A 21,248-nucleotide genomic window follows, 5' to 3' on the forward strand; every position below is an offset into this window, starting at 1 on the left:
AAATCGGGATTTTTAAGTTGACTTTTATAAATCATGAGTTCAACACAATCAGACTGCTTAAAGACGATAGCTAGCAGCCGTTAGTCATAGCAACTTGACTGTGTCTTATGTATAAAGAAGCCTCCCTTCGTCCGTATCCGGATTTAGGGGGGCATTACAAATATTCCTCGATTATTTTAAGTCTTTTTGCGTTAGAATTTTTCCAAAATGGCATCTTAAAATAGACTACAAAAAAGTAAGCTGACCTCCCAAAAGTGGCATTTTAAAACAGATCACTTAAATAAATATGAGTGAAGTGACTCTAAAAGACTAGATTTTTTGTCTAACTTTTTGAGGCCACTATAAAATAGTATTAATCTAAAGAGGTCTTACTTAGCCATTGTAAAGCATCATCCAAAGGTGTCTTTGAATCGACATCAGGCACGATAGGAGTATCTTTATAATCGGTACCTTCATTACTTTTTAAATAGCCTGTCGCTAATAGAAGGTCCGTGTCGTTACTAAGGGCATACCCACTTAAAACGGAGGTATATCCGGCTGATGTTTTACCGAATAGTTTACTGTCAATCGTTGTAGTATCTTTAATCGCAATTGCCAGTAATTCTGCCGCACTGGAGGTATATTCATTAATTAAGACCGCAACGGGAACATTTAATTGACTGAGTCGTTTTATGGCATAAGTATTCTCATAGTTATTTTCTACAGATAGGGTCGTATTGTCAATTTTTATGCCACCGATTTTTTTATCTTTATTATTGTAAAAGGATAAGAGATTACCGTCAGGAAAAAGGAAGTTAGTCGTTGCAAATAAGATGGCATGTGAACCACCCGTATTATTTCTTAAATCTAGAACAATACCTTTTATATTTTGACGATTTTCTTCAATAGGTTTCAGAACCGTTTCAGTGTATTTATTAAATTCCGTAGTAATATCAGTGCCATTGTTACTCACAGTGAAGAAATTATATGTTTCCGGTAAACTGATGTGAAGGATGCCATCTTCCAACGTTTCAACAGAAGGATATTTAAATAAATCGGGTTGATCTTTGTCAATATGAGAGGTTTTTTTAACAATAAAGGAATGCTTACCACCGACAATTCTTAACGCTTTAGTTAGTTCCAGCATCATCGAAGCAAAACTATTAAATTCTAAAGGCGATTGTTGATACTCATCATAATAGTCAATCCATGGCTGTTCATTATGGTATAAGCCTTCCTCATTAAATATAGCAAGTGTTTGATTATAAAATTCCGTTGGGGTGATTTCCGAAGAAGTTTCCGCCTCAATGATGATAGGACATAATAATCTGAAAGAGATTAATACGACTATTATGAGATTTATCATTTTCATCGTCTTCTTAAATATTATTTGGTAAATTACCCATTTGAATTTATTATGATTCACTCATGACACCTCCGAAGTTATCAATCTTAGGATTACTCGTAAAAGCGGTACTATTTACTTCTTTATCACCAGAAGTATTAGCTATCGCACTCTTTATCTGCATTAAAATTATGGTAATACATTTCAATTTATAGTACTTCCTATTAAAAAATTTATCATAATTTGCAAAAATGTAAAGTGTTTTTTAATAATATCGATGGTATTAGTAGATAGCCAGTTCAATAAAAAAGATAAAACAAGTTGACGTATACAATCGCAATTTTTATCAAATGATAAAGATGAAGGTCGTTTAAAATTGTCTAGCTACTTGTTTGCAAATGACTTAGAGCGAGTATTATCTGTTTTGCAAATAGAATGATTAATTCTATCGATGAGATGAACAGAAGAGGCCATGACTTTTTCATTAAATCAATTTGATGTCTTTATCCAAAAAAATTTATTTTCCACTGTGATTTTGGTTTTAAGATTCCGTAATTAGGCGTATAATAGAGTAAGAAGATAAGGAGGCATGGGAAGATGACTTATTATGTAAAAGCAAAGGGCATCGTGTTAGAGCAGGAAGTAGTAGAGGATGCGTATTTAGAAATAAATGAAGGCAAGTTTGGTGAAGTCGTTAAAGAGGTACCAGCAGGTGCTGAAGTAGTGGACTATTCGAACTCTATCATTTCGGCGGGCTTAGTGGATACGCATATTCATGGCTACAAATCGCATGATGTAATGGACAATGATTTTGAAGGAATTAAAGTCATGTCAAATGGTTTATTAGAGTGTGGTGTTACCTCTTGGTTACCGACTACTTTAACGTCATCAGTAGAGTTGTTAAATGCGGTTTGTCAAACGATTGGCGAACATTATCAAGAAGTAGAAGGAGCCAAAATTAGAGGGATTTTCTTAGAGGGGCCGTTCTTTACTGAAAAATATAAAGGCGCTCAAAATCCTAAATATATGTCCGATCCTTCGATTCCCGTTTTAGATAAATGGCATCAATTATCCAATCAATTAGTCAATAAAATTGCGATTGCGCCGGAACGTAAAGGGGTAAAAGAGTTTATTGAATTTGCGAAGTCAAAAGATATTCATGTGGCATTAGCCCATAGTGATGCAACTTATGAAGAAGCGATGGACGCTGTCGATAATGGCGCGAATATTTTTATCCATACATATAATGGGATGAGTGGGCTTCATCACCGTAATCCTGGTATGGTAGGTGCGGCTTTAAGTTCTGACGGAACGTTTGCTGAATTAATTTGTGATGGTCATCATGTCCATCCTGGTGCTGCTAAAGTAGTCGTAAAAGCGAAAGGGCCTGAAGAAACAGTCTTAATTACTGACTGTATGCGCGCCGGCGGTATGGGGGACGGTGAATCAAAATTAGGTGAGTTTGACGTCATTGTTAAAGAGGGGGCAGCCCGTCTTAAAGAAGGTGGTAATTTAGCTGGCTCTATCTTAGAGTTAAAACAAGGTGTTAAAAATGTTTATGATTGGGGCTTAGTGGATGTCGCTGATGCATTAAGAATGGCTTCATTATCACCGGCAAAATCAGTGGGCATCGATGATGTTTGTGGACGTATCGCACCTGGATTGGATGCGGACTTCATTGTGGTGTCGCCTGAATTAACATTAGAAGCAACTTATTTAGATGGTGAAAAACGTTATCAGGCTTAAGAAACGTTGTCTTTTTATTAAAAATTAGTTTTTAATAGGATGAAAGCTTGAATTCAAAGTCTTTTAGTGGCATAATAGGAAACAGAAATCGACAAGTAACAAAGACATGGATGGTTAGTGTGTGTTTTAGCGAGAGGCGGGTTGGTGCAACGCCTTAGATCCACTAATGATTTACCCCTTTGTAAGATGCTACTGCGAATAGAGTAACGGTAGACGTTTAAGCGCGTTAAGCTGATAGAGCATCAGTTGACTGATGAAAATTGGGTGGAACCACGTCTTGAAGTCGTCCCATTGTGTATTGTAAAAATATGCAATGGGGCGTTTTTTATTTGTTGAAATAATATTTTGGGGGAAATGAAAATGGCGATGATTACCTTAACTTTTCCAGATGGAAATACAAGAGAATATGAACAAGGTGTAACAACCCGTGAAGTCGCAGAGTCAATTAGTAAATCTTTAGCAAAAGCATCTTTAGCGGGAAAATTAAATGGTGAGTTAATTGATTTTGAAAGACCGATTATGGAAGATGGTTCCATTGAGATTATTACGAATAAGAGTGAAGAAGCATTAGAAATTTTACGTCACTCAACTGCCCATTTAATGGCGCATGCGATGACTCGTTTATTCCCAGGCGTTCATTTTGGGGTAGGGCCAGCGATTGAATCAGGTTTCTATTATGATACTGACAAGGAAGAACAAATTACGGAAGATGATCTACCAGCGATTGAAAAAGAAATGAAAAAAATCATTTCACAAAACTATCCAATTGTTCGTCGTGAGGTATCGCGTGAAGAAGCGCTTGAAATCTTTAAAAATGATCCATATAAAGTGGAGTTAATTAATGATTTACCAGCTGATGAAGTGATTACTATTTATACTCAAGAAGATTTCACCGACTTATGTCGTGGGGTGCATGTGCCTTCAACTGGTAAAATTAAAGTCTTTAAATTATTATCATTAGCGGGTGCTTATTGGCGTGGTAACTCAAACAATAAGATGATGCAACGTGTATACGGGACTGCATTCTTTAATCAAGCTGATTTAGATGAGTTTATGAGATTACGTGCCGAAGCGCGTAAACGTGACCACCGTAAATTAGGTAAAGAGTTAGGCTTATTTATGATTAGTCAAGAAGTTGGTTCTGGTTTACCATTCTGGTTACCAAAGGGCGCAACTATTCGTCGTATTATTGAGCGTTATATTATGGATAAAGAAGTTGCTTTAGGTTATGATCACGTGTATACACCAATTATGGCTAAAGTGGATTTATATAAGACTTCAGGTCACTGGGATCATTACCAAGATGACATGTTCCCACCAATGGATATGGGTGACGGTGAAATGTTAGTGCTTCGTCCGATGAACTGTCCGCACCATATGATGATTTATAAAGATGATATTCATTCATATCGTGAATTGCCGATTCGTATTGCGGAATTAGGTATGATGCACCGTTATGAAAAATCTGGGGCTTTATCTGGTTTACAACGTGTACGTGAGATGACCTTAAATGATGCGCATATTTTTGTGCGACCTGATCAAATTAAAGAAGAATTTACGCGCGTGGTGAATTTAGTTGAGGAAGTTTATAAAGACTTCAATATTACGGATTATCGTTTCCGTTTATCTTATCGTGATCCTGAAAATAAAGAGAAATATTTTGATGATGATGAGATGTGGGAAAAAGCTCAAAGTATGTTGAAAGAAGCGATGGATGAGTTAGGCTATGATTATTTTGAGGCTGTTGGTGAAGCGGCTTTCTATGGTCCTAAATTAGATATTCAATTCAAGACTGCTATCGGTATTGAAGAAACGATGTCAACCATCCAGTTAGACTTCTTATTACCAGAGCGTTTTGATTTAACTTATGTAGGTGAAGATGGTCAAAATACTCATCGTCCAGTGGTCATTCACCGTGGTGTGGTGTCAACGATGGAACGCTTTGTTGCTTATTTAATTGAAGAGTATAAGGGAGCTTTCCCTACTTGGTTAGCGCCAGTTCAAGCGGTGTTATTACCGGTTAACTTAGATGCGCATGGTGATCGTGTGCAAGAGATTTATGAAGCGTTACGTAATCATGGTTTCCGTGTGGAAATGGACTTACGTAATGAAAAATTAGGATACAAGATTCGTGAAGCACAAACTTCTAAGGTGCCTTATCAAATTGTCATTGGTGATCAAGAAGTGAGTGATGGTACAGTTAATGTGCGTCCTTATGGCTCTCAAAAATCTGAAACTTTATCGTTTGAAGACTTTGTGGCTCGTTTGACAAAGGAAGTCGAAAACAAAAGTCGTAAAGCAGAATAAGATTAGATAAAAAGATAAATGCAAGTTGGACTTTGATCCATAATGAAAGAGTAACATAAAAATATAAATTGGTTTATTGTCATGAAAGAGCGATGATAAATGCAATTTTGACTATGATTCATTATTAAAAAGTAACTGCAACATCCTTCTGTCCTTTGGACATCCGGATTAAAATTTCTGAGGCACTCTAAGAGCTAAAGCTCAAGAGTGCTCATGCGAAATTTTTGCTTAACGTTACTAATAATGACTCATAGTCTTTTTTGAATTCACAACTAAAAAATAAAATGGGGAATCTAACTAGTAAAACTTTCTAAGTAAAGTTTTTCATAGTCACTTCCCTACGGGAAGTGTAGACATGGATGGACTAATGAATAAATTTAGTACGGATTGGGTAGAGAGGTAGTAGAAATTTGATTATATAATACCATTTCACAATCATAGTGTTTTCAGTAGTAGAGAGTGTGTTTTCAATATATTTGGACAAACAAGATGAAAGCATTACATTTGGAGTTTATTCACAATCTAGTAGCTAAATTGAGTTTGAAACAAGAATTGTCATTTTCATAATGTCTCATTTTGAGACAAAAAAAGGGCATATTTTGACATAAATTTTCATTTTCATAAAATTTCGGGAATATAGTCGCAAAAATTTAATAAATCTTAATAATTTGTCTCATTTTAAGACAAAGTTTGTGAATGAAAATGGATCTAGCAAAATGCGGTGGAAATTAAGTGAGAATTTAGAAGGGAAAGAGGGAATTCACAAAGTGACTGATTTATTCTAGAACGTTCATATATCTGAGACGGAACTTATATTCACTATATTCATTATTTTCTCGTGCAGGTTGTAAGCCTTTTTGATACAATAAATAATTAGAGAGTTAATTGTTTAGGAGGTGAACTATGAATAATATTTATAAACATACGAAGTTAACTGAAAATGAGCAAGGAATTTTAAATTTTATTGAAAAAAATCAAGATAAAATTGGTTCAATGACGATTCAACATATGGCCAAAGAAACATTCACTTCTGCCTCGACTATTTTTAGATTAGCAAAAAAATTAGGTTTTGATGGTTATACGGATATGATTTACGAGTTTACTCATCGTCAAGGAAAACAGGAGTTAAATAAAAATGAAGTAAATGATCTTTCAGCAATATTTTTGAATATTTTTGAAACCAATAAAAAAATCGCTGAAGAAGTTAAGCCGTTATTGAATGATCATAGAAAGACTATCTTTATTATTGGTACAGGTTATTCGGGAATTATTGCAGAATACTTATACAAAAAATTACTGGGTAAGGGAAGTAATGTCATCTTTACTAATGGTGCTGATAGTAATGCTTTATTTTTGAATAATATTAATCGCATTAATACTTTAATATGTGTTTCAAAAAGTGGGTTTACACCTATGATTAATGATAAAGCAAGAATTGCAAAGAAACAGAATATACCAGTTATTTCATTTTCACAAGATAATGATAATGATTTAGCAAGGATTTCAAACTATAATTTTATCATCGAAAATCATAATAAATTTGATTGGAATAATCAAAGAACGGGCTTGTTTTTTCCTGTATTGTTAATGTTTTTTGAGTATTTAATTGAAGATATATATGAATGAAATATTTTTCTAATTAAGGAAATATGTTTCATTCTTTTTTATTTTGTAGATAATGAAAGCGGTATAATGATATGATGAAATCAATAGAAATTGAACTTATGGAGGTTTAGTTATGAAGGGGAAAGTTATGGAGGCCATGCAAAAATTTTCGCGGGCAATGTTTATTCCAGTGTTAATTTTGCCGATTGCAGGGTTATTAATTGCAATTGGTAATTTATTAACGAATGCAAGGTTATTAGAGGTTGTACCATTTATGGATAATCCAGTAACCAAAAATTTTGGCTCAATTTTAACCGGGTCATTGGTTACGATACTTGTTAACTTAGGAATTATTTTTTGTGTAGGGATTGCAGTTGGTCTAGCAAAAGAGAAAAAAGGGGAAGCTGGTTTTACAGCATTACTATCTTTTTTAGTTTTTATTAATGCAATGAATCGGACGCTTACTTTAAATGGGCATTTGATTGAAGCGGACTCATTATCTGGTACTGGACAAACAATGGTATTAGGTGTTCAAGTATTAGATATGGGTGTTTTCGCCGGTATTATGTTAGGTCTGATAGTGGCATATGTTTTTAACAAATTTAGTAATATAGAATTTAATAATGCCTTTAATATTTATGGTGGAACACGTTTTGCTTTTATTGTCCTCATCCCAGTTGTAGTTTTATTTGGAGTGTTGATGACTTATGTGTGGCCAAGTTTCCAATATGGAATCAATCAATTAGGCGGTTTTATTCAAAAATCAGGTAATTTTGGCTTGTTCTTATATGGTGCTTTAGAGCGATTATTAATTCCTACTGGATTACACCATTTAGTTTATACACCATTTTTATATTCATCCTTAGGTGGAACAGAAACGATTGCGGGGCAAGTTTTTGAAGGTTCTCGTAATATTTATTTTGCTGAAATGGTAGAACCGTCGATTCAACGTTTATCAGAAAGTGTTATTTGGGACGCTCGTGGTATTTCTAAAATGTTTGGTTTGATTGGTGCTTGTCTTGCGATGTATATGACCGCATCACCTGAGAAAAAGATGCGTGCTCGTGCTATTTTAATTCCAGCTGCATTTACATCATTTATTGCAGGGGTTACAGAACCAATTGAGTTCTCATTTATGTTTGTTGCACCTATTTTATTTGTGATTCATGCTGGATTAAGTGGATTATCAATGGTTGTATTAAACTTATTTAATGTTAGAGCAATCGGGCCAAATGGATTTATTGACTTCCTGTTAATGAATGTTCCTTTAGGAATACAAAAAACTTCTTGGCCTATGTATATCTTAGTTGGTATTTTCTTCTTTGCTTTATATTTTGTCATCTTTAAATTTATGATTGAAAAATTCAATTTAAAAACAATTGGTAGGGAATCAGCTACTGAAGAAACAAGACTATATTCTAAGAAAGACTATGAAGCAAGAAAAAATCAAGGTGGAACTTCAGATTCCAATGATCAAGTATTAGTACATGATATGGGAAGAATTATTGTTGAAGCATTAGGTGGTAAAGAGAATATTGTGTCTGTTGATAATTGTTATACAAGATTACGTACAGTGGTTAAAGATTCTTCATTAGTAGATGAAAGTACTTTAACGAATGCTACTAATGCTAATGGTGTTGTGATTAAAGATGAAAATGTTCATGTTGTTTATGGACTAAATGTAACGAAGATGCGTAATGCTGTCGATGAATTTTTAGCGAATTATTAGGGAGGATACTATGAAGAAATTTTCAGTTGTAATTGCTGGTGGAGGAAGTACATTTACACCAGGTATCGTAAAAATGTTATTAGCGAGTGCAGAACGTTTTCCATTAAAGAAACTATACCTATATGATAATGATGAAGAACGTCAAGCAGTATTAGGGGAAGCTATCGAAATTATGTTAAAAGAAGATGCTCCTGAAGTTGAATTTGTCTATACTGCTGATCCAGAGGTTGCTTTTACAGATATGGATTTCTGTATGGCTCATATTCGTGTAGGGAAATACGCGATGCGTGAGTTAGACGAAAAGATTCCATTAAAACATAATGTAGTGGGTCAAGAAACATGTGGTGCAGGTGGCATGGCATACGGTATGAGAAGTATTACAGGAATGCTTGAAATTATAGATTATATGGAAAAATATTCACCAGACTGTTGGATGTTAAATTATTCCAATCCGGCTTCAATTGTCGCTGAAGCGTGCCGTGTACTACGTCCAGAATCTAGAGTGTTAAACATTTGTGATATGCCTGTGGGGACTCTAAGAAGAATGTCTCAGATTATTGGTACTACACCTGATCAATTAGAAGTGGACTATTTTGGATTAAATCACTTTGGATGGTGGACAAGTGTTCGTGGAAAAGATGGAACTGATTATACTCAATTAGTAAAGGACTATGTTAAAGAAAATGGTTATTTAAACCAAGTTGAAATTGACACTCAGCATACGGACCCAAGTTGGCAAGAAACACATAAAAAAGCGCGTGATATTTACGCTGTTGATCCACGATTCTTACCAAATACTTACTTGAAATATTATTTATTCCCTGATTATGTAGTTGAAAATTCTAATAAAGAGTATACACGTGCTAATGAAGTGATGGACGGTCGTGAGAAAGATGTTTTTGAAACGGCAAGACATATTATTGAAACAGGAACAGCAAAAGACAATGGATTCCATATTGATAGCCATGCTTATTTTATTGTTGATTTAGCACGCGCAATTGCCTTTAATACACATGAACGCATGCTGATGATAGTTGAAAATAATGGTGCGATTGCTAACTTCCCTGATGATGCGATGGTAGAAGTACCATGTATTGTTGGGAGTAAAGGACCTGAGCCAATCTGTCAAGGTCAAATACCGATGTTCCAACAAGCATTAATGCACCAACAATTAATGTGTGAAAAATTATTAGTTCAAGGGTATATTGAACAAGATTATCAAAAAGTTTGGCAAGCATTTACTTTATCTAGAACAATTCCTTCAGCAACTGTCGCTAAAGAAGTGCTAGATGATTTAATTATTGCAAATAAAGACTTTTGGCCAGAATTACATTAGGAGAATTTATTAATGGAGATAATAGTGATTGGTCTCGGAAAAATGGGGTTATCTCTTGTTAAACAATTAAACGATCATAATATCAGTGTAAAAGGTTATGATATAAATGGTGAAATTGGTAACTTATACCAACATCCTAAATTTAATTTTATAACTGAATTTGATCAATTGTTTGATGCGAGTAAAAAAGAAATAATATTTTTAGTTTTACCTGCAGGTAAAATCACCGACTCTACATTTGATAAAATATTGCCTTTAATTAAAGAGAAGAGTTCAATTATTGATTTTTCAAACTCACAATTTAAAGATTCATTGAGACGATTTGAAGACGCCAAAAAACATGACATTCATTATTATGATTGTGGTATTTCAGGTGGAGTTGAAGGTGCAAGATATGGTGCTTGTATGATGATGGGTGGCGAAGGAACACTCGATTCAGTCTTAGAGGAAACATTGTCTAATTTATGTGTCCCTAATGGCTTTATATATCATTCACAGCCAGGTAGTGGACATTATTTAAAAATGGTGCATAATGGCATCGAATATGGAATGATGCAAGCTATCGCAGAAGGGTTTGATTTACTTTATACACAAAAAAACTATCAATTTGATTTAGAAAATGTTGCGAATCTATGGAATCATGGTTCAATCATCGAATCGTTCTTAATAGAAAAATTGTATGAAGAATTAAAATCTGAACCGACATTACAAAAATTCAAGGGTGAGGTTTCTTCCTCAGGAGAAGCACTGTGGACCATTGAAGAGGCTTTGGCAAATGAAGTACCAGTTCCAGTAATCGCATTATCTTTAATGAAGCGGAATAGTACCTTAGATGACAATCAATATTCAGGCAAAGTATTATCAGCCATGCGCTATCAGTTTGGTGGACATCAAGAGTTATAAAATACGTTCCCTTCCATTTTTGGGAGGGAATTTTTAATATAGAGCGAAAGTATTGTAAAGTATCCATGAACACCTTTGACAACCCTTTCAATCTATAAGATAATTGAGTTAATTATTATCAGTTATCATTTTATTTTATGAGGAGGGTATTATGAGTTATCGTCATACAATTAGTATTGATGTGGGGACGACGAACTTGAAGTTGGCTCGTTTTGATCATCAGTTGCAATTTGAGGAAGAATGGGCCTATCGCTATCAAGAGATTCGTTCCGATGGTTTGCATTATGAATTAAGTTGGCCAGAGATGCGGTTAGCGATTTTAAGGGGATTGCGTGAGTTAAAGCCAGAGTCTAATTATCGCATTGTGTTAACGACTGCAATGCATTCCCTTTTATTACGTGATGATGAATACCAAGATTTGACTGGTATTGTGACCTGGGCGGATAAAAGAGGGCATCAAGAGTTGTCTTTAATCGATGATGCGTTCAAAGAGGACTTATATTTAGCTACTGGTACGCCAATTCATAGTATGAATCCTTTTTACAAATTGTATTATCATTTGCGTCAGCCTGTTTGGCGTTCAGTGGCTAAAATCTATTCGATTAAGGATTTAATTTTTGAGTTTTTGACGGGTGAATGGTGGATTGACGTTTCTAATGCTAGTAGCTCGGGATTATATGATAGTCAGAGCGGACAATGGAGTGAATTAGTGCTAGATAAATTGCAATTAAACTTAGCTCAGTTACCCTTAGTCAAGGAGTGTCATGCTGCGGCACCTTTATTAGCAGAATTTGACTTAGGTCAAGCAGAGGTCGTGATTGGAACGTCTGATGGGGTGTCGTCAAGTTTGGTCTATCGTCATTTTAATGACTATGCGGTTCTATCTTTTGGTACGAGTCATGCAGTGCGTGTAATAGCAGATGAAATGAGAGTGGATCTCGATTCCATGAACTTTAGTTATACAATTGATCAGCAACACTATTTAGTTGGCTATCCTAGTAATAATGCGGGTAATGTTTTAGATTGGATTTGTTCCGTGTATCAAACGAATTTTAAAGAGTTAGAGGCCATTATTAAGAATAAAACACCTACTAATTTAGTCTTTTTACCATTTTTAAATGGGGAAAGAGCGCCTTTATGGGACGAACAGGCGGTCGCAAAATTCATTGGTTTAGAGCGATATCATCATCGTGAGGACTTGTTAATGGCGATGGTTTGTGGGGTGTTCAATAATGTGCGACATAATGTCGAAAATTTAAAAGCTCTTCATGATTTTAAAGGTGTCGCTTTGACCGGTGGTTTGACTTATTCTAGAGTGTTAGTTCAATTATTGGCGGATATTGTGGGATTACCGATTTTAGTACCCAAAGACAATGCAGCCGAGCGCTTGGGAACCATTATGTTGGTAGATGATCTAACAATTCCGATTGCTTATGAAGAGATAGAACCCGATTTAAATCGTCATCAAGTATTCAATCTAAATTTCCAACATTATTTGGCTGAATTACCATAAAATTAGAGCGCCCAGATTCTTTAGAGAACCGGGCGCTTCATTTATAACATAAACGTCGTTAACATGAAAGAAGGGAAATTTAAATTCAACTTTTAGAACGGACTATCGGAATGGATGATTGTTTTAATTTTTAAATGTCGATTAAAAATTATAAATAATCTATCGATTTGGTCTTAACACAAAAAAGCAATAATATTTTGAAGGTGGTTTATCATCGTGGGATGATTAACCTATCATTCTGCTTCGTCAAATTGAATTTCTAAGTGTGGCGAGAAGAGGTCGTAGTCATCTTCAAAGGTTTCCGTTATAAAAATACTTTGTGGTTGAAATTGCGTCTCTATTTGGCTAATGCGCTGTGCTAAATCTTCATAACTAACGTGTTCAATATGATTGCGTTGTTCAGGAAGGGTGATAATTTGTGGGTGCGGTTCTGGAGGCAATTTTTCCAATTTTAGGCAAATGAAAGGCGCTTTTTGTCCGTACTCATAGCGGAGTAATAAGCCAATACGTTTGATTGGCAAGGGCCCTAATTCATTGAGTTGTTCTTCAATCGTCAATAATTTAGTAAAATATTCCTCACTTAATATCTTACCATCAAATGGTTCGACCCAATAACGAGCCTCATTTAATACATAGTGTAAAGTGTGTTGTTGATGGATCTCTTGTGAATGTTGAATTTCTTCTTGGATATAATTGATATAGTCTAATTGTTTTTGTGCTTTCGCAATTTTATTTTCGACTAAGTTCTTGGCATAATCAATTAAGTCTTTTAAGGCGATGGTCTCTCCGTTTTCATCCAGATATCGTTTTAAATCCTTGAGCGGGACGTCATTTTCAGTGCATAATTTTATAATTTGAACTAAGGTAACTTGCGCTAAACTATAATAGTGGTAGTTATTGTCTGGATTGACATATACTGGTTTTAGGATACCAATGGATTGATAATAACGTAAAGCTTTAACATGAGTTTGTGATATTTTACCTAATTGGCTAATCGTTAATAAATATTCTTTCATTGGATACGCCTTTCTTTCAGTTGTTGATAATAACTATAATATACTGTCATTTTTGCCTAAATGTCTAAATAATTGATTAAGATGTTGAATTTTATTTGAGTTTTCACAATCAAACCGATATAATAATATCGTTATGAATCGTATTTTAAAGGAGTTTGCAATGAAGAATTTTTGGATTCTGCTCACTGCCGTGTTATTGTTGGTCGCTTGTAGTCAAGAATCGTATTTACCGTTCATCAATTTCGACTCTGCATTTGATACGAAAACACGATTCGCGAAAAAATATCAAAGCAATGTGCAAGTAATAGAAGGGAATGCTTTTGATTTTCTTGAATTCGAGAGTGCTCAACGGATTGGTCAAGCGATTGATGGCAGTGTTAATTTTATTAGTTTACCTAATATTACAGCAACTGAACTTGAGCAATTAACATTGGATTTTCGTTTGTTAGATTTTGATAGTGCGCTATTAAGCGAAAATTGGTATTTATTTGAATCATTTGATATAGCGGGAGTCTATATGAAAGTCATTGATGAGCAATTATATCATGTCATTTTAATTAAGGATGCAAGTTTACTTGATAATCCAGCTTTTCATGAATTGTTTAAGATTGAGTATGAGTAATCATTAACCAATCCTCATGGAAATTCATAAATATTTCACAATTTATTACTCCCTTTTTTCGGAGTTTTGTGATAAGGTAAATGAGAGATAAATTGGATGGGGGAGAAAAATTTGAAAAAAGTAGTCATTTCAGGGGTTGTTTCACTAATTACTTTAGGTCTAGGTTATCTAGGTGGAGTAGGCTATTATGCCGAAAAATTCACCCCTAACACAAGTTATGGCTCGGTCAACATTGGTAATTTAACATTAGCGGAAGCTGAAAAACAAATCAATGAGGCCATTAATAAGGAAACAATTACCTTAACTGAAAAGGGTAAAGAATTAGGTAAAATTACGCTAGGTGATTTAGGAGTAGAAGTTGCACCTGATGAAATTTTAAAAGCAACCTATGAATCACAAGATCCAAGTCAATGGGTAGTAAATCTATTTGACGGCACTGAAGTTAAAAATGTTTTAGGACATAATGTAACGGTTGATTCGGAACAAGTCAAAGGTGCATTGGATAAATTAAATATTACGAATGATGGTCGGGAAAAAGCTGTCGACGCAGGGATTGATTATTCGGATGATAAAGGCTATTTCGTTGAACCTGGACAAAAGGGGACCGAGATAGATTATGATAAATTATCAGCAGCGATTGTTGATTCTTTAGAGCAAGATACTGGCAAGATTGAATTAGAATCGGTTTATGCAGACCCTAATATCGGTGAAGATAGCGAACAAGTAACTAAAACTATGGACTATATTAATCGGATTCTAGATACGAAGATTACCCTACAGGTGGCTGGTTATGATATTACGATACCTCGTGAAGAGTTACAAAAGTGGATTCATTTCGATGCAAACAATGATTTATATGTTGATGAGGAAATGGTTTATGCTTACGTCAATGCCTTAAATAATAAGTATTCAACAGAAGGTAAGGACCGTCAATTTGAAAGTACTTTGCAAGGAACAGTAACAGTGCCAGCGGGTATTTTAGGGTGGTCAATCGATGTGGATACAGAAGTACAACAAATCATTGCTGATATTCATAATGGGCAAGACGTCACTCGTAAAATGGCCTTTTATGGAGTAGGGAATCGTTTAGGTGAAAAAGATGACATTGGTAATACTTATGTTGAGATCGACTTAACGAACCAAATGATGTATTATTATGTAGATGGCGAAGTTCTGGTTGCCACTAATATTGTATCTGGTAAATATGGTACCGAGACAATTCCTGGCGCTAATGCGGTGATTGAAATGTTATATGACACCAATTTAGTTGGTTATAATCCGACCAAAAAAGTTGACTATAAAGTGCCGGTAGATTATTGGATTCGTTTTGACTATCAAGCGCAAGGAATTCATGATGCTAGTTGGCAATGGTCATTTGGAGGCGATACCTACGTGAATAATGGTTCTCTCGGCTGTATTAATACACCATTGGATCAAGTCGCGATTATCTATGCAAATATTACTTATGGTACACCGGTACTCGTGTTCCATTAAAAATGAATCAATACGACTAAGTGAAGCCTTTTAGGGTGAAGCTTAGTTTTTTTTTGTTGGTGAAATCCTAAATCTAAGTGTATCACATACTCTAATCATCACTGTCAAAACTAAATATTAAGTGAAAAAGTGCTGATGAAAGTTAGATTTGCTTTGTACAGTTTTATCAATCAAATATGCGTATGAATAACTATGACTATATTTATTAAAACTTTACAATATTTTACAATTTATAAATGGAATTCGATTGAAACAGCTTTTAATTAGTGATATCTTTATAATATCAAAGAGATTATGGAGGGAGATTTATGTTAGAAGTTAAACATCTGAGAAAGACATTTGGCGATTTAGTTGCTGTCGATGATGTTTCATTTACGATTGAACCCGGCACGATCATGGGAATCATCGGGCAAAATGGATCAGGTAAAACGACCATCTTTCGGATGATTTTAGATTTTTTAACCCCTGAAGGCAATGGAGAAGTGTTGTGGAATGGCGTCACATTAACCGATAAAGTTTACAATACGGTAGGTTATTTACCAGAAGAACGTGGGTTATATGAAAAGATGACTATTGAACAACAGATTGTCTATTTTGCTGAATTAAGAGGAATGAAAAAAGCAGATATTATTGAAAAAATTGATGAATGGATGGTGCGGTTCAATGTCAAAGGGAAAAGAACTGATAAAATAAAATCACTATCCAAAGGGAATCAACAAAAAGTGCAATTAATTGCGACGCTAATTCACGAACCTAAATTGGTGATTTTAGACGAACCGTTTAGTGGGTTAGACCCTGTCAATGCTGACTTCTTGAAAAAAGGGATTGTTGCCTTAAAAGATAAAGGTAGCTGTGTTATTTTCTCCAGCCATAATATGAATAATGTTGAAGAGATTTGTGATAAATTGGTCATGATTCATAATGGTAAACAAGTCCTATATGGTGGGATTGAAGAAGTACGTCAGTCATTTGGACGCACTAAATTGTTAATTGAGACCCCCGATTGGACGGAGGAACAATTAGCCACTTTAGAAGGTGTGGAAGCTGTTAAACATCATTATTCTCATCAATATTTATTGGATTTAGCAGACGAATCTTATGGAAAAGCTATTTTTAATCAAGTAACAAAAGGCAACTATGTACCAGTATTTTATCAGCAAGCACCAACATTAGAAGAGATTTTCAAAATGAAAGCAGGTGAAAGTCATGAATAAAATGGGCATTGTGATTCGTGAAGTGTATCGTAAAAACGTATTTTCTTGGGCTTTTGTGTCAATGGTATTAGGTCCGATTTTGATGATTGGCGTTATTGGACTAATCGGATTTTTCATCGGTACAAGTAAAGAGGCCGAAAGTGTTGGTAATATTGGGATTGTGGGTGCTACTCAAGAGATTCAAACCGTCTTAAATCAATCGGACTTAGGTAATGAGTACACTTATTATGAAGCACAAAAAGAAGCTGAAAAAGCTTTAGATGAGGGCGCTATTAACGGCTTTATTAACTTTGATTCTGTTAAAGCACCTATTAGTGGTAAATATTACCGCGAAAAAATAGGTAAAGACATCGACGTGAATCAAATTCAATTAGTATTACAAGCCTATCAAACGCAGACCAGCATTGAAAATTTAGGAATTGATCCAGCTAAAATAGCAGAAATTGAAGCTCAACAAGTTAACTTTGAAACAGTGAACTTAAATTTCTCTGAGTCAGGGGAAGTGCAAGCAGATACTGCGGATCAAGATTTAAAAGGTGTGAGAACCGGTCTAGCTTATGCGGTATGTTTTGTGGTATATATGTTCATCATGATCTATATTGGAATTATTTCTCAAGAAATAGCGACTGAAAAAGGCTCACGCATCATGGAAATTGTCTTATCTAGTATTTCAGCAACACAACATTTCTTTGGTAAGATGATAGGGATTGGCTTAGTTATCTTAACTCAATTAGCAATCTATGTCGTGCTATTCTTTGTTGGAAGATTTGTCTTTAACCAAATGAATTTTGACTTATCATTTTTAAGCTTACCGTTCTCACTTTCTGAAATGATTGCGAAAGCGATGAACGACCTATTATTGGGTGGACTTTTTGCTTTAATTGGTATCTTAACTTATTCATCATTAGCTGGTTTCTTAGGTTCTTTAGTATCGAAAGTTGAAGATGTCAACAAAGTTTCAGCACCCTTAATCTTATTAGGAGTGGTTGGCTTTTATATTGGTATGTATGCCTTAGCTTCAACGAATAATGCCATCGTAAAAATTGGATCATTAGTACCATTCTTTACACCGTTTGTTATGCCATTTAGAGTAGCGGCCAAAACGGTTACCAGTACTGAGATTCTCTTATCGATTGTCATTACGATTGTCTTTATGGTGATTTGTTTATGGGTATCGGCAATGTTCTATAAGAGTAATGTCTTGGTAACGAGTGATAAAGGTTTACTCGCGACCTTGAAACGTTCTTACCAATTGTTAAAGTCAGAACGCAAACATCATTAATACACAAAAAATTCATTATCCTTACTGACTGTTAATATTAACGGCAGTAGGGATATTTTTTCATTATTTGGCTAGTGCTACAGGACCTGAACGAAGTAGCTCCCTAAAAAAGCTATTTTGACTAGTACGATCTGTTAACCGAAGTATTAGTCAATCAACTACTGCCAATGATTAGTGAATGAAAAAGGCCTTAGATTTTAAGCTTGTAGGTTTTTGAAGAAAACCGCAAGACCGTCTTATTGTACTTTAATGTTCATCAACTAACGTCTTATACATCTGCAATTTACATGCAACCATTCTTGAAGGTAAGGACATCAGCAGAAATTTTCCTGGGGAAATTTTCAACCTCTTAAAACTCTCTCTTTCTCTTTTTTATGATGGATGATGAAAATTAGTTTATGAGTCATTATTAGAAGCGTTCAGTAAAATAATAAGTTAGTGGATTGTTATTAGTAATGTTAAGCATAAAATACGTTAGTTTATTATCATTAGTAATAACCAGGATGTATTTTCGCATGAGCGCTGTTGAACTTTAGTTCTTACAGCACTTCAGAAAATCAAGTCTATAGGTTCTTCGAAGAAAACCGCAAGACGGTCCCATTACTCTTCAATGATAATAAACTAACAAAACAATATTCCATTGTTCTTTAATAACAATCCGCTAACGAAATATGAAATTCAAACATTACACTTAAATGATAATACACCAACAAAAATAAAATTTTTATATAATATTTCGAATAAAAAATAAATATAAAAAAACTATTGACACAACATTCAAATGGTTATAATATTGTTTTTGTTGCTAGTTAGTAATAATCAATAGCATCAAGGAGGCTATGTGTAATGGATGTTTCAGTCAAAAAGAATTCTCCGATTCATGCAAATATTGTCTTTAGACAAGCAGCACGAACCGTTGAATTAAATACAGGCGATGCGATTCGTGAAGCAGGCCTGACTCAGACGCAGTTTGGAATACTAGATGTTTTATATGTCTTAGGGGATATGACGATTAATCAAATTAAAGAAAAGACCTTAGCTACTTCTGGTAATATGACCGTTGTTCTTAAAAATATGGAGCGTGATGGTTATATTAGGCGCAAAGTCTGTCCGAATGATAAACGCAGCTTTGAATTTTCAATTACGGAATTAGGTCGTCAGAAATTTGAAGAAGTCTTACCTAAACATCGTCAAATCATCGATGAAGTATTTAGTATTTATACTGAAGCTGAAAGACAAGAGTTAATTAGACTCTTGAAGAAATTTAAACATTTCAATTAGAAGAAGGAGATTTTTTTATTATGAAAAAAGTATTATTTGTAGAAGGTTCATTACGTGAAGGTTCATTTAACAAACAATTAGCAGGGATGGCTGAAAAAGCATTAGCTGGTAAAGCAGAAGTATCTTATTTAGATTTCACTAAATTACCTTTAATGAATCAAGATGTTGAAAATCCAGTTTTACCGGAAGTTCAAGCAATTAGAGATGAAGCAGCAGCAGCTGATGCTATTTGGTTCTTCTCACCAGTATACAACTTCTCTATTCCTGGAACAATCAAGAACTTAATCGACTGGTTATCTCGTTCATTAGATCCAGCTAATCCAGCTGGTGAATCAGCTATCCACAATAAATTAACAACCGTTTCGGCAGCAGGTGCAGGTGGCTTTGATAATATGTTTGAAAATTACAAATTCTTATTACCATTTGTTCGTACACAAGTGATTGATGAGTTTACTGCAGTTAAAATCAATGACTCTGCATGGGTTGACGGTCAATTAGTATTAACGGATGAAGTACAAGCACAATTTGATGCTCAAGTAGCAGCCGTTATTGAAGCAATTAACGCTTAATCAATATAAAAATCACTCCCTCAATTAAATCATAACTGGGCTGATAGCTGAATCGGAATGGCTATACCCAATGTTTCAAAAGAATAAATACCGTAATGGTGTGTTATGACACGATGTCTGATAACAAGATGAATAGCGATGCCATTAGGTGAACTGAAATTAAGCGATAGGTATATAAAACTCGTTTAAACTTCGCTTATACTTCCAATTAAAGACTTAATCGTAAGGTGATATCTTATGATTAAGTCTTTTTGTTATCGATAATTCATCACTTTCTTCATAAAACATTCATTCATTGATAGCGAATTTTTCAATTTAATCTGATAAAATAATAGCTATAGATGGAGAGTTTCAGTTAAAATGATTAAAACTTAATCATAAAAGATGTAATTATAAAAAATAATGTGTAAAATAGAGACAGAGTGAAATGAGGAGGCTTATCATGGCTAAACCAACTAGGCGAGAATATCAAAACCAAAAAGGGCGTAAAAGACGGGGCGGTGGCTTGCGCACATTCTTTGGTGTCATACTAATCTTATTTGCGATTGCGTTATTAGCAATGGATCCGATTAAGAATTATATGATTAAACGAGGACAAACTCAAAATGCGATTGGCAATATTACCGCAGAACAAATTCAAAAAAATAAATTAGCGGATGTATCGTTTGATTGGGATAATATTCAAACGTTAAATGCTTATGATGTTATTTTACAAAATGTAAATCCAAATGACTTACCAACAATTGGCGCGATTGCGATACCATCTGTTAAAATGAATTTACCTATTTATAAAGGGACCTCAGAAGCGGGGATGTATTTAGGAGCGGGCACATTATTTGAAGACCAAGAAATGGGAGTTTCAAATTATCCGCTAGCAAGTCATCATTCGATTCATGAAGGCTTACTGTTCCAACCTTTAATGAACGTTGAGTATGGTGCCACGGTTTATTTGACTGACTTAGAAAATATTTATGAATACGAAATTGATAATATTCAACGGGTAGATCCAACCGCTTTGGAAGTATTAAATCCAACGGAAACTCCGATTATCACTTTAATTACATGTGATTATGATTTGGTGGAGCGGGTCATTGTACAAGCGACAATGGTGAAATCTGTCCCCATCAATGAAGCGACCGATGATATGTTAGCGGCCTTTGAATTAGATTTGACGGTACCAGAATAATTATCTTTTTATAATAAAATAGGCGTGTTTGCAAATAATGCGAACGCGCCTATTATTTATTTAATTATGCGTTAAGTTTGAGTGGTTCAATATGAAAGGATAATGTAATAGAAGTCGTCCC

Annotated in this window: 17 protein-coding genes; 14 read left to right on the forward strand and 3 right to left on the reverse strand. The window is 34.6% G+C overall.

Annotated features, from left to right (window positions below; translation table 11 throughout):
- Positions 1 to 352: 352 nt before the first annotated feature.
- Both HMPREF2811_RS08720 and HMPREF2811_RS11475 read right to left on the reverse strand, forming a co-directional pair.
- Positions 353 to 1,345 carry a S41 family peptidase gene (locus tag HMPREF2811_RS08720; RefSeq protein WP_168164971.1) on the reverse strand — a complete coding sequence of 331 codons (993 nt, stop codon included), beginning with the start codon at positions 1,343 to 1,345 and terminating at the stop codon, positions 353 to 355.
- Between the two features lie 49 nt (positions 1,346 to 1,394).
- Positions 1,395 to 1,532 carry a hypothetical protein gene (locus HMPREF2811_RS11475; RefSeq protein ID WP_168164972.1) on the reverse strand — a complete coding sequence of 46 codons (138 nt, stop codon included), beginning with the start codon at positions 1,530 to 1,532 and terminating at the stop codon, positions 1,395 to 1,397.
- A 389-nt stretch (positions 1,533 to 1,921) separates the two neighbouring features.
- Here HMPREF2811_RS11475 and nagA point away from each other — a divergent pair, with 389 nt between their 5' ends.
- From nagA to HMPREF2811_RS08755, 7 genes are all read left to right on the forward strand, one after another.
- Positions 1,922 to 3,070, forward strand: coding sequence for an N-acetylglucosamine-6-phosphate deacetylase (gene nagA / locus HMPREF2811_RS08725; protein ID WP_071409001.1), 1,149 nt, complete (start codon positions 1,922 to 1,924; stop codon positions 3,068 to 3,070).
- A 366-nt stretch (positions 3,071 to 3,436) separates the two neighbouring features.
- On the forward strand, positions 3,437 to 5,377 hold the full coding sequence (thrS, locus tag HMPREF2811_RS08730) for a threonine--tRNA ligase (protein WP_071409020.1): 1,941 nt from the start codon (positions 3,437 to 3,439) through the stop codon (positions 5,375 to 5,377).
- A 903-nt stretch (positions 5,378 to 6,280) separates the two neighbouring features.
- Complete coding sequence (locus tag HMPREF2811_RS08735) at positions 6,281 to 7,003, forward strand: MurR/RpiR family transcriptional regulator (protein WP_071409002.1); 723 nt, start codon at positions 6,281 to 6,283, stop codon at positions 7,001 to 7,003.
- Positions 7,004 to 7,115: 112 nt separating this feature from the next.
- A complete protein-coding gene (locus HMPREF2811_RS08740; protein WP_071409003.1) occupies positions 7,116 to 8,711 on the forward strand; it encodes a PTS transporter subunit EIIC in 1,596 nt (531 codons plus the stop codon).
- Positions 8,712 to 8,721: 10 nt separating this feature from the next.
- Positions 8,722 to 10,047: a 6-phospho-alpha-glucosidase gene (locus tag HMPREF2811_RS08745; protein ID WP_071409004.1), complete on the forward strand. Its 1,326-nt coding sequence runs from the start codon at positions 8,722 to 8,724 to the stop codon at positions 10,045 to 10,047.
- A gap of 12 nt (positions 10,048 to 10,059) precedes the next feature.
- Positions 10,060 to 10,950, forward strand: coding sequence for an NADP-dependent phosphogluconate dehydrogenase (locus tag HMPREF2811_RS08750; protein ID WP_071409005.1), 891 nt, complete (start codon positions 10,060 to 10,062; stop codon positions 10,948 to 10,950).
- A 151-nt stretch (positions 10,951 to 11,101) separates the two neighbouring features.
- Positions 11,102 to 12,463 carry an FGGY-family carbohydrate kinase gene (locus tag HMPREF2811_RS08755; protein WP_071409006.1) on the forward strand — a complete coding sequence of 454 codons (1,362 nt, stop codon included), beginning with the start codon at positions 11,102 to 11,104 and terminating at the stop codon, positions 12,461 to 12,463.
- A gap of 233 nt (positions 12,464 to 12,696) precedes the next feature.
- Here HMPREF2811_RS08755 and HMPREF2811_RS08760 read toward each other — a convergent pair whose 3' ends face one another.
- A complete protein-coding gene (locus HMPREF2811_RS08760) occupies positions 12,697 to 13,479 on the reverse strand; it encodes a MerR family transcriptional regulator (RefSeq protein WP_071409007.1) in 783 nt (260 codons plus the stop codon).
- Between the two features lie 160 nt (positions 13,480 to 13,639).
- On the opposite strand from HMPREF2811_RS08760, the gene HMPREF2811_RS08765 reads away from it, so the two are divergent.
- From HMPREF2811_RS08765 to HMPREF2811_RS08795, 7 genes are all read left to right on the forward strand, one after another.
- The gene (locus HMPREF2811_RS08765) at positions 13,640 to 14,101 is read left to right on the forward strand and encodes a hypothetical protein (protein ID WP_071409008.1); all 462 of its coding nucleotides are present in this window, start codon (positions 13,640 to 13,642) and stop codon (positions 14,099 to 14,101) included.
- A 111-nt stretch (positions 14,102 to 14,212) separates the two neighbouring features.
- Positions 14,213 to 15,595 carry a L,D-transpeptidase family protein gene (locus tag HMPREF2811_RS08770; RefSeq protein WP_071409021.1) on the forward strand — a complete coding sequence of 461 codons (1,383 nt, stop codon included), beginning with the start codon at positions 14,213 to 14,215 and terminating at the stop codon, positions 15,593 to 15,595.
- A gap of 308 nt (positions 15,596 to 15,903) precedes the next feature.
- The gene (locus HMPREF2811_RS08775; protein ID WP_071409009.1) at positions 15,904 to 16,809 is read left to right on the forward strand and encodes an ABC transporter ATP-binding protein; all 906 of its coding nucleotides are present in this window, start codon (positions 15,904 to 15,906) and stop codon (positions 16,807 to 16,809) included.
- Positions 16,802 to 18,091, forward strand: coding sequence for an ABC transporter permease (locus HMPREF2811_RS08780; RefSeq protein WP_071409010.1), 1,290 nt, complete (start codon positions 16,802 to 16,804; stop codon positions 18,089 to 18,091). The genes HMPREF2811_RS08775 and HMPREF2811_RS08780 overlap by 8 nt, the downstream gene beginning before the upstream one ends.
- Positions 18,092 to 18,937: 846 nt before the next feature.
- On the forward strand, positions 18,938 to 19,372 hold the full coding sequence (locus tag HMPREF2811_RS08785; RefSeq protein ID WP_071409011.1) for a MarR family winged helix-turn-helix transcriptional regulator: 435 nt from the start codon (positions 18,938 to 18,940) through the stop codon (positions 19,370 to 19,372).
- A 20-nt stretch (positions 19,373 to 19,392) separates the two neighbouring features.
- Positions 19,393 to 19,941 (forward strand): NADPH-dependent FMN reductase, encoded by a 549-nt coding sequence (locus tag HMPREF2811_RS08790; protein WP_071409012.1) that lies wholly within the window; start codon positions 19,393 to 19,395, stop codon positions 19,939 to 19,941.
- A gap of 442 nt (positions 19,942 to 20,383) precedes the next feature.
- Positions 20,384 to 21,127 (forward strand): class A sortase, encoded by a 744-nt coding sequence (locus HMPREF2811_RS08795; protein WP_141749300.1) that lies wholly within the window; start codon positions 20,384 to 20,386, stop codon positions 21,125 to 21,127.
- Positions 21,128 to 21,248 lie beyond the last annotated feature (121 nt).

Origin of the sequence: Globicatella sp. HMSC072A10 (assembly GCF_001811625.1) — a bacterium.
Classification (GTDB): Bacteria; Bacillota; Bacilli; order Lactobacillales; family Aerococcaceae; genus Globicatella; species Globicatella sanguinis.

Bases quoted from the DNA above. Each gene is read 5' to 3' on its own strand.
- HMPREF2811_RS08720 (WP_168164971.1), bottom strand. From the start codon at position 1,345: ATGATAAATCTCATAATAGTCGTATTAATCTCTTTCAGATTATTATGT.
- nagA (WP_071409001.1), top strand. From the start codon at position 1,922: ATGACTTATTATGTAAAAGCAAAGGGCATCGTGTTAGAGCAGGAAGTA.
- thrS (WP_071409020.1), top strand. From the start codon at position 3,437: ATGATTACCTTAACTTTTCCAGATGGAAATACAAGAGAATATGAACAA.
- HMPREF2811_RS08735 (WP_071409002.1), top strand. From the start codon at position 6,281: ATGAATAATATTTATAAACATACGAAGTTAACTGAAAATGAGCAAGGA.
- HMPREF2811_RS08740 (WP_071409003.1), top strand. From the start codon at position 7,116: ATGAAGGGGAAAGTTATGGAGGCCATGCAAAAATTTTCGCGGGCAATG.
- HMPREF2811_RS08745 (WP_071409004.1), top strand. From the start codon at position 8,722: ATGAAGAAATTTTCAGTTGTAATTGCTGGTGGAGGAAGTACATTTACA.
- HMPREF2811_RS08750 (WP_071409005.1), top strand. From the start codon at position 10,060: ATGGAGATAATAGTGATTGGTCTCGGAAAAATGGGGTTATCTCTTGTT.
- HMPREF2811_RS08755 (WP_071409006.1), top strand. From the start codon at position 11,102: ATGAGTTATCGTCATACAATTAGTATTGATGTGGGGACGACGAACTTG.
- HMPREF2811_RS08760 (WP_071409007.1), bottom strand. From the start codon at position 13,479: ATGAAAGAATATTTATTAACGATTAGCCAATTAGGTAAAATATCACAA.
- HMPREF2811_RS08765 (WP_071409008.1), top strand. From the start codon at position 13,640: ATGAAGAATTTTTGGATTCTGCTCACTGCCGTGTTATTGTTGGTCGCT.
- HMPREF2811_RS08775 (WP_071409009.1), top strand. From the start codon at position 15,904: ATGTTAGAAGTTAAACATCTGAGAAAGACATTTGGCGATTTAGTTGCT.
- HMPREF2811_RS08780 (WP_071409010.1), top strand. From the start codon at position 16,802: ATGAATAAAATGGGCATTGTGATTCGTGAAGTGTATCGTAAAAACGTA.
- HMPREF2811_RS08785 (WP_071409011.1), top strand. From the start codon at position 18,938: ATGGATGTTTCAGTCAAAAAGAATTCTCCGATTCATGCAAATATTGTC.
- HMPREF2811_RS08790 (WP_071409012.1), top strand. From the start codon at position 19,393: ATGAAAAAAGTATTATTTGTAGAAGGTTCATTACGTGAAGGTTCATTT.
- HMPREF2811_RS08795 (WP_141749300.1), top strand. From the start codon at position 20,384: ATGGCTAAACCAACTAGGCGAGAATATCAAAACCAAAAAGGGCGTAAA.